General features: G+C 64.6%; 12 protein-coding genes and 1 other RNA gene. 8 read left to right on the top strand and 5 right to left on the bottom strand.

Features of this window, described 5'->3' with window-relative positions; genetic code table 11:
- Positions 1-4: 4 nt before the first annotated feature.
- A complete protein-coding gene (locus tag DB459_RS15045; RefSeq protein ID WP_253706068.1) occupies positions 5-484 on the bottom strand; it encodes a tripartite tricarboxylate transporter TctB family protein in 480 nt (159 codons plus the stop codon).
- Between the two features lie 177 nt (positions 485-661).
- Between DB459_RS15045 and ssrA the strand changes: the two genes are divergently transcribed.
- From ssrA to DB459_RS15020, 5 genes are all read left to right on the top strand, one after another.
- Positions 662-1,029, top strand: a transfer-messenger RNA (tmRNA) gene (ssrA, locus tag DB459_RS15040).
- 304 nt (positions 1,030-1,333) lie between these two features.
- Entirely contained in the window at positions 1,334-1,831 is a 498-nt protein-coding gene (locus DB459_RS15035) for an SspB family protein (protein ID WP_253706067.1), read from the top strand.
- 89 nt (positions 1,832-1,920) lie between these two features.
- Entirely contained in the window at positions 1,921-3,354 is a 1,434-nt protein-coding gene (gene fumC, locus DB459_RS15030) for a class II fumarate hydratase (RefSeq protein WP_253706066.1), read from the top strand.
- Positions 3,355-3,619: 265 nt separating this feature from the next.
- The gene (locus DB459_RS15025) at positions 3,620-3,808 is read left to right on the top strand and encodes a DUF4169 family protein (protein ID WP_253706065.1); all 189 of its coding nucleotides are present in this window, start codon (positions 3,620-3,622) and stop codon (positions 3,806-3,808) included.
- Complete coding sequence (locus DB459_RS15020; RefSeq protein ID WP_253706064.1) at positions 3,805-4,086, top strand: ribbon-helix-helix domain-containing protein; 282 nt, start codon at positions 3,805-3,807, stop codon at positions 4,084-4,086. The genes DB459_RS15025 and DB459_RS15020 overlap by 4 nt, the downstream gene beginning before the upstream one ends.
- A 9-nt stretch (positions 4,087-4,095) precedes the next feature.
- Here DB459_RS15020 and DB459_RS15015 read toward each other — a convergent pair whose 3' ends face one another.
- Positions 4,096-5,841, bottom strand: coding sequence for a SulP family inorganic anion transporter (locus DB459_RS15015; RefSeq protein WP_253706063.1), 1,746 nt, complete (start codon positions 5,839-5,841; stop codon positions 4,096-4,098).
- Positions 5,842-5,857: 16 nt separating this feature from the next.
- Positions 5,858-6,868 carry an aldo/keto reductase gene (locus DB459_RS15010; RefSeq protein WP_253706062.1) on the bottom strand — a complete coding sequence of 337 codons (1,011 nt, stop codon included), beginning with the start codon at positions 6,866-6,868 and terminating at the stop codon, positions 5,858-5,860.
- A 313-nt stretch (positions 6,869-7,181) separates the two neighbouring features.
- On the opposite strand from DB459_RS15010, the gene DB459_RS15005 reads away from it, so the two are divergent.
- Positions 7,182-8,453 carry an arsenic transporter gene (locus DB459_RS15005; RefSeq protein ID WP_253706061.1) on the top strand — a complete coding sequence of 424 codons (1,272 nt, stop codon included), beginning with the start codon at positions 7,182-7,184 and terminating at the stop codon, positions 8,451-8,453.
- Between the two features lie 271 nt (positions 8,454-8,724).
- Here DB459_RS15005 and DB459_RS15000 read toward each other — a convergent pair.
- Together DB459_RS15000 and DB459_RS14995 are read right to left on the bottom strand one after the other, a co-directional pair.
- A protein-coding gene (locus tag DB459_RS15000) for an IS630 family transposase (protein WP_253706060.1) occupies positions 8,725-9,875 on the bottom strand; the annotation gives its coding sequence in 2 pieces (ribosomal slippage) (positions 8,725-9,425 and positions 9,425-9,875; 1,152 coding nt in all).
- 242 nt (positions 9,876-10,117) lie between these two features.
- On the bottom strand, positions 10,118-11,041 hold the full coding sequence (locus DB459_RS14995) for an AraC family transcriptional regulator (RefSeq protein WP_253706059.1): 924 nt from the start codon (positions 11,039-11,041) through the stop codon (positions 10,118-10,120).
- A 195-nt stretch (positions 11,042-11,236) separates the two neighbouring features.
- On the opposite strand from DB459_RS14995, the gene DB459_RS14990 reads away from it, so the two are divergent.
- The gene (locus DB459_RS14990; protein WP_253706058.1) at positions 11,237-11,599 is read left to right on the top strand and encodes a hypothetical protein; all 363 of its coding nucleotides are present in this window, start codon (positions 11,237-11,239) and stop codon (positions 11,597-11,599) included.
- A 223-nt stretch (positions 11,600-11,822) separates the two neighbouring features.
- Positions 11,823-13,826: a methyl-accepting chemotaxis protein gene (locus DB459_RS14985; RefSeq protein WP_253706057.1), complete on the top strand. Its 2,004-nt coding sequence runs from the start codon at positions 11,823-11,825 to the stop codon at positions 13,824-13,826.
- Positions 13,827-13,868: the final 42 nt, after the last annotated feature.

Below are 13,868 nucleotides of genomic sequence, written 5' to 3'. Positions count from 1 at the left end.
GTCCTCACTGCATGAAAGCGGGCAGCAGCTGGAACGGCAGTCCCAGCGCATAGGGGAACAGGAAGGCGCAGAACAGCGTCAGCAGCACGCCGACGATGATGGCCTCGCCCCAGCGGGTCTCGGGCGAGCCCATCGCCGCGACCAAGAAGGTGATGATGCCCGCGACGATCAGGCCGAGCGGGCGGATGGCCACCGAGAACAGCAGGATCGCCGCAGTCACAAAGAGCGGGCCCCGAATGCCGAAGCGCTGCAGCGGGCTGCCATCCTTGAGGAGACCTGTCAGCGACACCGCGGCGCCGAGTGCCAGCAACAGCCCTGCGAACAGCCGCGGCGCGGTCCCCGGGCCAAACGAAAAGCCGCGCTGGCCGGCAAGGTCGCTGGCGGCCCAGAACGCGAACAGCGCCACCCCCATCAACACCAGTCCGCCGACGAAATCCTGCGGCCCCCGGATCGGTTTGCCCCGCCCCCCAACAGTCCCGCCCATCTCGACCATCCCCCCCCGGCGCGCAATCAGCCCGCGCTCGCGTCATTCGACGAAAGTCTGCAAACCATCGCGATGGATGTTTGTCAAACCCTTCAGCGGCAACCAGCTTTTCGCCTGGGGACGGCAATTGCGCGGCCTGTGCGCCGGGCAAGCGATCGGGGGGGCATCGTCGCGCCGGGCTTTGCAGAGCCGGCCAGGGATGCCTATATTGGGGGTGCCGGTTCGCCGGCTATGGAAATAAACGACCGTCGCAATAAACCATTCGGACCCGGGGGCAGCACCCGGCGCCTCCACCAAAGCCCGCCGCATTGATCCGCAGGGATCACGGGTTTCGGCGGGGGCGAAGCAGGATCGACGAGGGCGTAAAGGGCGTGTTTTTTCCCGGTATTGTTCCGCCGTTATCGGGCTATGCAATAGTTGCCAACGACAACTTTGCTCCGGTTGCTCAGGCTGCGTAACGCAGTTTGAAAGACCACTTTAAAGCCCTGACGGGTTAAGCTCCGTCAGGCGGGGTTCGGAGGCACCTGGCAACAGAAGCCTCCACTTTCCTCCTTCTCTCGTTTTGCTCGCTCTCGTTCTGCTCTGGTTTTGGAAGTTCATTCCAGGGTCCGTCACCGGCGCGCCGCCGCTCACATGGCTGGCCGATGCGGGAACGTGCCGCTTTTGCGCACCGCCCGTCGCCGGGCTACCATGGAACAACCGCGTGAGTCGGAAGCTATTGTTCTGACCTGCGCTTGCGGGCGGCCGTCCGCCACCGCATCTTCTACGGATGCCGCGAATTCCGTAGAAGCGCGGAGAGACGCCGGACCGGCTCACCCTCTATTCCTGGCCGAAACGACTGGACGAGCGATGCCCACCGATCATATCCGCTATGACGTTCTTGCGCGCGACGCGCTACGAGGCGTGTTGCGCCGCGTCCTGACCGATGCGGCGGCGCATGGCTTGCCGGGCGACCACCATTTCTTCATTACCTTCCTCTCCAAGGCCGACGGCGTGAAGCTGTCGCCGCGCCTGCTCGCCCAGTATCCGGAAGAAATGACCATCATCCTCCAGCACCAGTTCTGGGACCTGGTGGTCACCGACGATCATTTCGAAGTCGGCCTGTCGTTCGGCGGCACGCCCGAGCGGCTGATGGTGCCGTTCAGCGCCATCAAGAGCTTCTTCGATCCTTCGGTACAGTTCGGACTGCAGTTCGAACCATCGGAACCTGAGGCCACCGCCGCGCCGGCTGCCGAGGAGCCGGCCGCGCCGACACCGCCCGAAGTCGCCGTGCCGCCCGCCGACGAGGCCGCCAAGCCGAGCGAGGGCGCCGAGGTGGTGCGGCTCGACCGTTTCCGCAAGAAATAAGCTTCCCTGCAAGAAAGTAAGCCCGCATCGCCGATCGGGTGTGACGCCTCGTTGATCAGCCCGGATGGATGCGCCAGGACGGATACGCCATGGCTCGCCGCCGCACCGCCGCTCCCGCTCGTCCCGCCCGTAAACCCGCCAGCCGTACCGAGACCGACACCTTCGGTCCGATCGAGGTCGCCTCGGACCGTCTCTGGGGCGCCCAGACCGAACGCTCGCGCAACAATTTCCGCATCGGCGACGAACGCATGCCGCAGCCGATCATCCGCGCCCTGGCGATCGTCAAACTGGCCGCGGCGCAGACCAACCGTGAACTCGGCCTGTTGTCGCCGCGGCTTGCCGGCGCCATCGGCCGCGCCGCGCGGGAGGTGATCGGCGGCGAACTCGACGATCACTTTCCCCTCGTGGTCTGGCAGACCGGCTCCGGCACCCAGACCAACATGAACGTCAACGAGGTGATCTCGAACCGCGCCAACGAGTTGCTCGGCGGCAAACGCGGCAGCAAGAGCCCCGTGCATCCCAACGACCACGTCAACATGAGCCAGTCGTCCAACGACAGCTTTCCCACGGCGATGCACATCGCGGCGGCCGAGCGCATCACCGCCGGCCTGCTCCCCGCGCTCGGCGAACTCCACGGCGCATTGAAGGCGAAGGAGAAGCAGTTCGCCAGGATCGTGAAGATCGGCCGCACCCACACCCAGGACGCGACCCCGCTCACCCTCGGTCAGGAATTTTCGGGCTACGCCGCCCAGGTCGAAAACGCCCGGCGGCGCATTCGCATGGCGGCAAAGGAACTCCTCGCGCTGGCTCAGGGCGGCACCGCGGTCGGCACCGGGCTGAATGCCAAACCGCAATTCGCCCGCCTGTTCGCCCGCAAGGTCGCCGCCATCACCGGCCTGCCCTTCGTCACCGCGCCCAACAAGTTCGAGGCGCTCGCGGCCAACGACGCCTATGTCGCGGTGCATGGCGCCATCAACTCCGCCGCCACGGCGCTGTTCAAGATCGCCAATGACATCCGCCTGCTGGGCTCGGGGCCGCGCTCGGGACTGGGCGAATTGATCCTGCCGGAAAACGAGCCTGGTTCCTCGATCATGCCCGGCAAGGTCAACCCGACGCAGTGCGAGGCGCTGACCATGGTGTGCTGCCAGGTGTTCGGCAACGAGACGACGATCTCGATCGCGGGCAGCCAGGGGCATTTCGAGCTCAATGTCTACAAGCCTGTGCTGGCGCATTGCATGTTGCAGTCGATCCGCCTGCTGGCGGATGCCGCGCGCTCGTTCACGGAGCATTGCGTCGTCGGCATTCGCGCCGACGAGAACCGCATCCGCGAGCTGATGCAGCGCTCGCTGATGCTGGTCACCGCGCTGGCGCCGAAGATCGGCTACGACAACGCCGCCAAGGTCGCCAAGACGGCCCACGCCAACGGCACGACACTGCGCGAGGAAGCGGTGCGATTGGGCTTTGTCACGGCCGCCGAATTCGACCGGCTGGTTCGGCCGGGCAAAATGACGCACCCGGGCTGAGCCTGGGCGGCATACGCTGCAACGCGGCAATCCCCCCTCGCGCCAAGTCGCAAAAATGAGGCCACTATTTGCATCCGCCTGGAATCGACGACCGTCGAATTGGCAGGATCTGGCGCTGTTTTTACCGTCGATAGCGTGTTAAATTATCATTTATTGAGTCGATAGCGTGGTTAAATTATCATTTATTGAAATGTGGTTCGAGCGGTCGGGGACTTTTTGACAAAGATCAACACCGCCCTACCGATCTCGGTCATGAGGAAAGACCATGGGTGAGATCGTCAACCTCAACCGCTTCAGAAAGCGCGCAGCCCGGGCCGAAGCCGACAGCAAGGCCGGCGCCAACCGCGCCAAGTATGGACGCAGCAAGGCTGAACGTCTCCGCGACGAAGCTCAGGCGCGTCGCGACGATACGCATCTCGACCAACACCGCCTGTCACGCGAGGACGAACCATGAAATCGCCGGTGGTCAAGCGCTCGATCGTCGTTGCTGGTCACAAGACCAGCGTCAGTCTGGAAGAGGCGTTCTGGAGCGCCATGAAAGAAATTTCCAGTGCCCGCGACCTGACTCTTTCAGAACTTGTCGGCGAGATCGACAATCGCCGTCAGCAGGGCAACCTCTCGTCTGCCATCCGTCTGTTCGTGCTTGATCACTTTCGCAAGCGCGCCGAACAGGCGGAAGCCGACATCCGTCCCGACGTGGCGCCGCTGGCTCATCTTCACACCGCCGGCTGACGCCAAGCGTCACGCGTCTGCCGTATCCGCCGGCGGAACGGCCTGATGCTGGTCAGGACCGAAAACCCGCACCGCTTCCTCAACGCTGCGGGTGAGGTGATCGGCGCCCAACAGGTCGACGATGCCATAGCGCTGCATGGCGGCATGAGCACGTTCGGATTCCAGCCGGGCGATCGCCACATCGATGCCGGCGGCGCGGGCACGGCTGATGACGCCACGCAGCACCTGCGCTGCGGTGAAGTCGATCTCCACCACGCCGGTAGCTTCGATGACGAGCAGCCGTGGCGAAGATCCTGCGGCCTGCAGCAACGCATCGGCGTCACGCCGGAAAAGATCGGCATTGAGGAACGACAGCGGCGCCTGAAAGCCGATCACCAGCACCTTCGGGACGTCCTCGCCCTGCAGATCCGGATGCGTCGGCCACCAGATCGAACTGCCGGGCACGCGGACGAAACGGATGGCGCGCGCGCGCGTGATGCTCCAGATGCCGTGCAGAAGCGACAGCACGATGCCGATCGCCACGCCCTCCTCGATCGGCAGCACGATGATGGCGGCCGCGGTGGCAACCACCAGCATGAATTCGCCTGGCGACTGACGCAGGATATCGGCCATCTGGCGCACGCGCGTGATGCGGATGGCGACGAACAGCAGCACGCCGGCGAGACCTGCGTCAGGTACGCGACCGAGCAACGCCGAGCCGAACAGCAACAACACCAGCGCCGTCACCACCGAGACGATCCCGGCGAGCTGGGAGCGCGCGCCGCTCTCGGCCGCCACGGCCGTGCGCGGCGGACTGGCATTCACCGGGAAGGCGCCGATCAGACCGGCGAGCAGGCTGCCGGCTCCAATCCCGACGAAGTCGCGATCGACGTCCGGCGACCTGTCCTGATGATCGGGAAATGAGCGCGAGGTCGCGGCAGTCTGCACCATCACCACCACCGCGATGATCAGGGCGAGCGGCAATAGCCGCAGCACCGCCGTGGGATCGACCAGCGGCAGGCTGAGGTGTGGCGAAGCCGCCGGAACGGCGCCGAGCACGGCGACCCGTGGCGACAGGCCGAACGCCGCCACCGCCGCGCTCGCCATCGCCAGCGCGATCAGCGCCCCCGGTATGCGACCGTCGATCCGTTCGGCGATCAGGATGACGGCAAGCACACCGAGACCGGTGACGGCCGGCGCCATGTCGGCGTGACCGAGATGACCGAGGAGAACGAGCAACCGCTGCAGCATCGCCCCCTGGGGCGTTGGGACGCCGAGGATCGCCGGCAACTGGGAGATGACGATGTGCGCGGCGATCCCGACCAGGAACCCGGTCGTCACCGGCACCGACAGCAGATCGGCGACGAAGCCGAACCGGAACACGCCGCTGAGCATCAGCATGACACCGACCATCAGCGCCAGCAGGGCGGCCATCGCCGCATAGTCGGGACTGCCCTGGGCCGCCAGCAGCGCCAGTCCGCCGGCGAAGATCGGCGTGATGGTCGAGTCCGCGCCGCTCGACAAGAACCTGCTGCCACCAAGCGCGGCAAAGGCGAGCGAGCCGGCAATCATGGCGAAGAAGCCGATCTGCGGCGCAAAACCACCGAGCCCGGCGGTCGCCATCTGCTCGGGGATGGCGATGGCCGCCAGCGTCAGGCCGGCGATCAGGTCCCGCCCGATATCCCTGGCGCGGTAACCCCGGAAGGACCGAAATGCCCATCGCGAGGCCGGCGCCTCGGAGTGCTGTGAGCCGAAGTGTTTCGCTGCGCGCGCCATCCCTTGTCCCGTCCGCTCAGGCGTTGCGCTGCGAACGGCCCTCGATCGGATAAGCCGGATCGTTGAAGCCGGGTGTCGAGGGATGACCGGTCACCACCATCGCATCGATCAAGGCTTCATCATCGGCGGTGAAGCGATAAGCGAGCGCCTTGACGTAATCGTCCCATTGCTCGGCCGTGCGCGGGCCGGCGATCACCGACGAGACCAGACGGTTGTTCAGCACCCAGGCGACGGCGAACTGCCCGGCGGTGATGCCGCGAGCCTCGGCATGGGTCTTGATCATCTGGGCGATCCGCAGGGATTCCGGCCGCCATTCGGTCTGCATCATGCGGCTGTCGTTGCGTGCCGCCCTCGTGCCCTGCTCCGGCCGGCTGTCGGGCGCGTATTTGCCCGTGAGCACGCCGCGCGCCAGCGGCGAATAGGGCACCACCCCGAGGCCGTAATAGCCGCAGGCCGGCAACTGCTCGACCTCGGGCATTCGGTTCATGGCGTTGTAGTAGGGCTGGCTCACCACCGGGCGGTCGATGCCGAGCCGGTCGCAGATGTTGCAGATCTCGGCGATGCGCCAGGCGCGATGGTTCGACACGCCGAAATAGCGCACCTTTCCCTGCCGGATCAGGTCGGCCATGGCGCGGACCGTCTCCTCCAGCGGCGTCGCGTGGTCCTCCCGGTGCAGGTAATAGATGTCGAGATAGTCGGTGCCGAGACGGCGCAGACTCTCGTCCGCAGCCTGCAGCAACCATTTGCGCGACAGGCCGCGGCGGTTGACGCCCTCGCCCATGGCATTGGCGGCCTTGGTGGCCAGCACCCAGTCGTGCCGCTGGCGCGCGATCGCCCGGCCGACGATGACTTCCGACCTGCCTTGCGAATAAGCATCGGCCGTATCGATGAAATTGACGCCGGCTTCCCGGGCCATGGCGATGATGTTTTCGGACGCAACCTCGTCGGTCGCGTCACCGAACATCATGGTGCCGAGACAGAGCGGCGAGACCGTAAGGCCGCTGCGGCCGAGCTTGCGATAATCCATGATATTGCCTCGATGTGCTGAGCGTGGGCGTCTCACCGCCGCTTCGGAAGTCCGGCCGTTCTACAAGCTCGCCGCAGGAACACCAAACCGAAACGGGCGCGGGTCACGGACGCTCGACTTGACGCGGCGCCATCAAGGCCGCACAGCCTGCGCCGCGGCGACAATCGCCGGGCAGGTCGGCGAATGCCACGCCCGTGGCATCCCGGGGACGCACCGCAGCTGTTGGCGGAAGAAGGCGCAGGACGACGATGCAGGACTTGAACGATCGCAAGAGCTTCTTCCGTTTCGGCATCGGCGCGCCGGGAGAGCGTTGATGCTGCCAGCCGATCCCAGCCTGTCGCTGGCGCTGACCTGCGGCATCGCCGCGCTCGCCACTTTCGGCGTGATCGCACGGCCGTGGAACATGCCGGAATTCGTCTTTGCTCTGGCCGGTGCCGCGCTGCTCGTCGCCCTCAACCTGCTGCCGTGGCCCGACGCCGTTGCTGCCGCCGGCAAGGGCCTCGACGTCTATCTCTTCCTGATCGGCATGATGCTGCTCGCGGAAGTGGCCCGCGAGGAGAAGCTGTTCGACTGGCTGGCGGCGCGCGCCGCGGCCGAGGCGCGCGGCTCGGCCAAGCGGCTGTTCTTGATCGTCTATGCGGTCGGGATCGTCGTCACGACCTTCCTCTCCAACGACGCGACCGCGGTGGTCCTGACCCCGGCGGTCTATGCCGCCACGCGCACGGCGAAGGTCGAGCCGCTGCCTTATCTCCTGATCTGCGCCTTCATCGCCAATGCGGCGAGCTTCGTGCTGCCGATCTCCAATCCCGCCAATCTCGTCGTGTTCGGCGAGGCCATGCCGCCGCTGCGCGATTGGCTGCGCCTCTTCACCGTGCCCTCGGCGCTCGCCATCGCCGCGACCTACGTCGCACTGCGCCTGACCCAGCGGCACGCGCTCAGGCAGAAAGTTGCGGAGGCGCCGTCGATCCCGCCATTGTCGAAGGGCGGCGCCGTCGCCGCGATCGGCATCCTGGCCACCGCAGCCGCTCTGATCGCCGCGTCGGCGCGCGGCGCCGATCTCGGCCTGCCCACCTTCGTCGCCGGTGTCGCGGTCGCGCTGGTGGTGATGACCATCGGCAGGATCCCTCCGATCCTGATCCTGCGCGGCATTTCCTGGTCGGTGCTGCCGCTGGTGGCCGGCCTGTTCATCCTGGTCGAGGGCCTCAACCGTACCGGCGTCCTGCCGGCCCTGGCGCGCGCGCTCAAGGCGGCGGCCGCCGCCTCGCCGCATGCCACCGCCTGGATGACCGGCCTTGCCGTGGCGTTCGGCTCGAACCTCATCAACAATCTGCCGATGGGACTGATCGCGGCCACCACCAGTCAGAACGCCGCGGTGACGCCGGAGATCACCGCGGCCATCCTGATCGGGGTCGATCTCGGTCCGAATTTGTCGGTGACGGGCTCGCTCGCCACCATCCTGTGGCTGATCGCGCTGCGCCGCGAAGGCGAACACATCTCGGCGCTGCGCTTCCTGATGATCGGCGCCGTCGTGATGACCCCGGCGCTGCTGCTGGCATTGGCGGGACTGGCGCTCTCGCAACCATAGCAGCTGCGAACCTCGGCACCGCCTCGCGGGAGCAAGACGCTGATATGAGCGTTCGCTGCAAAGGGATACGAACGTTGGAAACAAGGGGACACTAGTGTCCTGTCTCCGAATGACCGCTCCATTTGCCTCATGCTCGCACGGTCATTCGGAGACATAAGGACACTAGCAAAATCAAAGTGCTAGTGTGGCTTATGTCTCGCAATTGCCTACGAGAGGCTTGCCGCAAAGGCGGTAGGCAATTGCGAGACGCCGCACTAGTCGCCCGATTCATTCAGATTGAAGGGTAAAGGTGCTTGAGTTTGATGCGAGCATTGGGAGTTGTGAAGTGCCAGTTTGCCTTGGTGTGGTTGGCATTGCGGTCTTTCTCCCAGGCGGCGATTTCCTCGGCGAGGGTCTGTTTGTCGGGAATCCGTCGATCGAGGCATTGGGACGATAGGACGCCGAGTTCGGACTCGGCGAGATCAAGCCAACTGCCGTGCTTTGGTGTGTAATGCCATTCAAAGCGCTCGACCAGCCGCCTGGCCTCAGGGGCCGGAAAGGCTTCATAGAGTGACGCCTTGCTGTGGATGTTGAGATTGTCCTGGATCAGAACGATGGTCTTGGCGCCGGCGAAGTGGACATCGGCCAAGTCCTTCAGGACGTGAGCATAATCCACGGCGGTATGGCGATCGGTGACTTTGACATGGCGCCAGCCTTCGAGCGGAGCAAACATCATGAAGAGATTGGCGGTGCCGTTGCGTTTGTACTCGTAATCGCAACGAGCCGGGCGCCCACGCTTCATCGGAATCGGCATGCGCGTCTCGGCGAGGAGTTGCTTTGAGCTCTCGTCCAGGCAAACCAGCGGGTAGTCGGGATCGCGTGGCCGGGTGTAGACGGCCAGCACGTCCTCCATGGCGGCTACGAACGCACTATTGGCTTTCGGCGGGATGACCCAGCACTGTCGGCGATGGGGCTGGAGAGTGTTTTTTTTAGTGCCCGCCCGATCGTCGAGTCGCTGGCACGATCAACAATATGGAGTTCTACGACTTTTTGCTCCAGTAGCCGCAGGGTCCAGCGTGCGCGTCCCTTGGGAGGTTCGGAACAAGCCAGGGCAATCAGTTTGGCTTCCTTCTCACCGTCAAAAATCCGCGCAACCCCCGGTGTTGCGCGCTGCTTACGGCTCAATACCGCCTCGAAGCCTTCTTCCACCAGTTGCTTCCGCACTCGGTAAACCATGGAAACGCTGGTATCGAACGCCTTAATGATCCGGCTGTCACTCCAACCTTCGCCGGCTTCCGAGACATCGGCCTTCAACAATATTCGCGCCTTCAGCAGCTTTTGAGCTGCGCTCTTGCCCTTCCGTATCAGCGTTTCAAGCTGTTCGCGTTCCTCGCCGCTCAGCCGCACAACATACTTCTTTACCGAAATTTCCGTCGCAGCCATGATCCTCTCCGGCGCTCGCGTCGAGACGATCGAATCGAATCACAAATTCTCCATCCTTTCAAATTATTTGAAGCGAGCGACTAGTGTCCTGTCTCCGAATGACCGCTTCATTTGCCTCACCCTCGCACGGTCATTCGGAGACATCGGGACACTAGCAAAATCAAAAAGCTAGTGCGGCTTATGTCTCGCAATTGCCTACAGGGGCTTGCCGCGAAGGGCATAGGCAATTGCGAGACGCCACACTAGCGCATCCGCGCCTTGAGCAGCGTCTCGGACGGCAATTCGCCGAACTTGCGGCGGTAGTCCTTGGCGAAATGTCCCATATTGTTGAAGCCGCAGCGCAAGGCCTCCGCCGATACCGTGGTGCCGTCGCCGGGCTGCTGCAGCGCGCGCCGCGCCTGCTCGAGCCGCAGGGTCTTCATGAAATCGAGCGGCGTGCAGCCGCGCGTCTCCTTGAAGTAGCGGAAGATGCTGCGGGCGCCGACCCCGGTGGTTTCCGCCAGCACCTCGATCGTCAACGGCTGGTTCCAGTTCTCGCGCAGATATTCCTCGAGCCGGCGCATCCGCGGTCGCTGCGGCACCTTGATCGGCTCGTCCCGGATCAGTTCGGGCTGGTGGCCGAGCAGGAAGCGGCCCAGCACCACGTCCTGGATTTCGGCGAGCGCCAGCGGTGATGCATCGTTGCCGGCGACGTCCAGTTCATCGACCAGAAAGGCAACCGCGCGGCGCAACGCCTGCATCGCGGGAGAGTTCGGATCGCCCTGGACGTTGAAGGCAAGGCTGCCGTTCAGCCCGCCGGTCATCGCCGCGTAGGCGCGCTCGAGCGCGTCGCAGTCGAGCCACATGATCACCTGGCGGAACGAGGGCTTGTAGTCGAAGCTGACATCGGCCCCGGCCGGCACCATGGCCGACCAGTTCTCGGCATCGATCTCGATTTGTCGCGATCCGTAGCGGGTACGGCCGGCGCCGCCCAGGCAGAACTGCTGCCGCAAGAAGCGCGCGCCGGGAAAATCGATTTCGACGTGCCCGGAATATTCGCAATACGACAGCGCGATCGGCCCGAGTTTGACGAAATTGGCCTTGGCCGCAAAATCCGCCGCCCGCCCGATCCTGTCGAAACGTGTCGCGCCGTAGGTGTTCAATACGGCATGCCGGGCAAATTCCACGTCATCGCTCCGCATGACGCCGAAGGCGTCGAGCGGTGCCGTCCCCGAACAGTCGTCCCGTATTCTGTCCTTTTGTCCCATGTCAGGCTGCGTCCCTGTCAACAGCGGCAATGGTTCGGTAATATCAGCACGAGGCGCAAATCACCCCCGCCAACCCCATTTCGCAGGATGATCATCATCCAATTCACATAGGTGATGTTCGATCTGGCGCAATCAAAACGTCCAAGGGCGAGACGAGTTCGAGCCCCGGATCGATTCGGATTCGCGGCAACGGCGGCACTTCGTGAGCAGAATCAGCGGTTTTTCCGCCGCTTGCGGCATCAGGTCGCGCCGGACTCAGCCGCCGCGGTCACCCAATACCTTGCCGGTCCGGCGATTGACGAAATGCATCTGCGTGCAGGCGAGGCACTTGACCGCTTCGAACCGTTCGCCGTCGCCGTCATCCGCCCCATGAGCCAGCGGCGTTTGAACCTGCAGCCCGGTCCGCGGGCACTTGAAAACGATCAACTTCGACATGGCGTCATTTTCGCCGAGTATCGATCTAAGCTTTTGATCTAGCTCAACAACTTCTACGTGGATCGAGGCTCGGGCCTCGCGCGAACGCGCCCGGTCAGGCAACCGGCGGCAAGACAGAAAAAAAAGAACAGCCATATCAATGAATTAAATTTCCTGATTGCGCCAAGAAGTCCGGGAACAAATGGTATCTTAAGCAATCCCGTCCAGATTGCGCCGCAGTCGACCGGCTACCGGGCCGGCCTTTGCGCGCGATCAGGACCTCGTCATGTCTTTTCTCACTCTCCGTATCCGCGGTCGTCTCTACGGCGGCTTCGGCGCCCTCGTGCTCTCCGGCCTCGCCATGGCCGGGTTCGGCGTCTACCAGCTCGGCCAGATTCGCGAGCAGGTCGCGGTCATGGACACCCAGTCGGTCAACACGATCCGCGGCACCGAGACGGAGACCGAACTGCAGGCGATCCGCCGCGCGCTGCTGCGCTATGTCGTCGACCAGGACGATGCGTCCGACAAGGAGGCCGCCGCGCGCCTGGCGAAAACCGTCGATGCACTCAACGGTGCCATGACCCGGACCTCCGATGCGGAGGGCCGCCAGGCTTATGCCGATCTGCAGAAGGTGGTGGCCGAGATCGTCATCCAGCGGCAGACGCTCCATGCGGCGCTTGGCAGGATGACCGCGGCCAAGGCCGGCGCTCTCGGCGAAATCGCACGGCTCAACGCTGAATTCGAGAAGTTCCTCGCCGCAGCTGGCGGAACGGAATTCAACACCACAGCCGAGAGGCTGGAAGTGGCCATCCTCAAGGTGCGCGTGGTGATCTGGCGGTTGCAGACCACGCGCGACCAGAAGTCGATCGACGAACTCAAGGCGGGAGCCGCCGCCGTGATGGAACGGATCGCAGCGATCGAGAAGATCGCCCCACCGCCGGCGATCGCCGTGCCGCTCGCGATCGCCAAGGCCGCCTTCGAAAAATACACCGCCAACCTCATCGAGGCTTCCGTCAACCTGCTCGCCGGCGATCAGATCTATTATCAGTCGATCGTGCCCCTGACCGCGACCGCGATCGCGAAGATGGCCGATATCAGGGCCAGGATCGGCGAGGCATTCCAGGACACGACGGCGGCGACCGAGCGGCGCATCGGCACCACGATGACGCTCCAGCGGGTCATCGTCGCCATCGTCACGATCCTCGGGGCCCTCGCCGCATTCGTGATCGCGCGCGGTATCGCCCGGCCCCTGGCCGGGCTCACCAGCGGCATGAAGGCGCTGGCCGACGGCAATTTCACCGTGGAGCTCCCTGGAACGGAGCGCAAGGACGAGGTCGGCGATATGGCCCGGGCCGTCGAAGGCTTCAAGATCGCGGCTGCGGAAAAGGCGCGCGAGGAAGCCGAAGCCAGGGCCGGACAGGATCGCGCCATTGCCGGAGCGCGCAAGCACGAGATGCACAAGCTCGCCGACGATTTCGAGCAGGCGGTGGGCCGGATTATCGAGACCGTATCCTCCGCCTCCCACGAGCTGGAATCCTCGGCCAGCACCCTGACCGCGACCGCCGACCACTCCCAGAAGCTGGCCGGCATCGTCGCCTCGGCTTCGGAAGAGGCATCCAACAATGTCCAGTCGGTCGCCTCCGCCACCGAGGAGCTGACCTCCTCGGTCAACGAGATCAGCCGGCAGGTACAGGACTCCGCCCGGATCGCCCAGCACGCAGTCGAGCAGGCCCATCGCACCAACGAGCGCATCGGTGAACTGGCAAAAGCGGCAAGCCGCATCGGCGACGTGCTGGACCTGATCACGACGATCGCCGGCCAGACCAACCTGCTGGCGCTCAACGCCACCATCGAAGCGGCACGCGCCGGCGAAGCCGGCCGCGGTTTCGCCGTCGTGGCCACGGAAGTGAAGGCGCTGGCCGATCAGACGGCCAAAGCCACCGGCGAGATCGGCCAACAGATCGCCGGAATGCAGACGGCAACCCAGGAATCGGTGAATGCGATCCGCGAGATCGGCGCAACCATCGGTCAGATGTCTGAAATCGCGGCCACCATTGCTTCAGCCGTCGAGGAGCAAGGCGCCGCGACGCAGGAGATTGCCCGCAACATCCAAAATGCGGCCCAGGGCACCCAGCAGGTCTCGTCGAACATCACCGATGTCCAGCGTGGCGCCGCCGAGACCGGCTCCGCCTCCTCGCAGGTGCTCTCTGCGGCGCAGTCGCTCGCCAGCGAAAGCAGCCGGCTCAAGGGCGAGGTCGGCCACTTCCTCGACACGGTCCGCGCCGCATAAGGCGGGCCGCGCCGTTCAGCGGACTACTTGCACCAGGTTCGA

This window comes from Bradyrhizobium sp. WD16 (assembly GCF_024181725.1).
Classification (GTDB): domain Bacteria; phylum Pseudomonadota; class Alphaproteobacteria; order Rhizobiales; family Xanthobacteraceae; genus Bradyrhizobium_A.
This window is presented reverse-complemented; position numbering and strand designations above follow the sequence as displayed.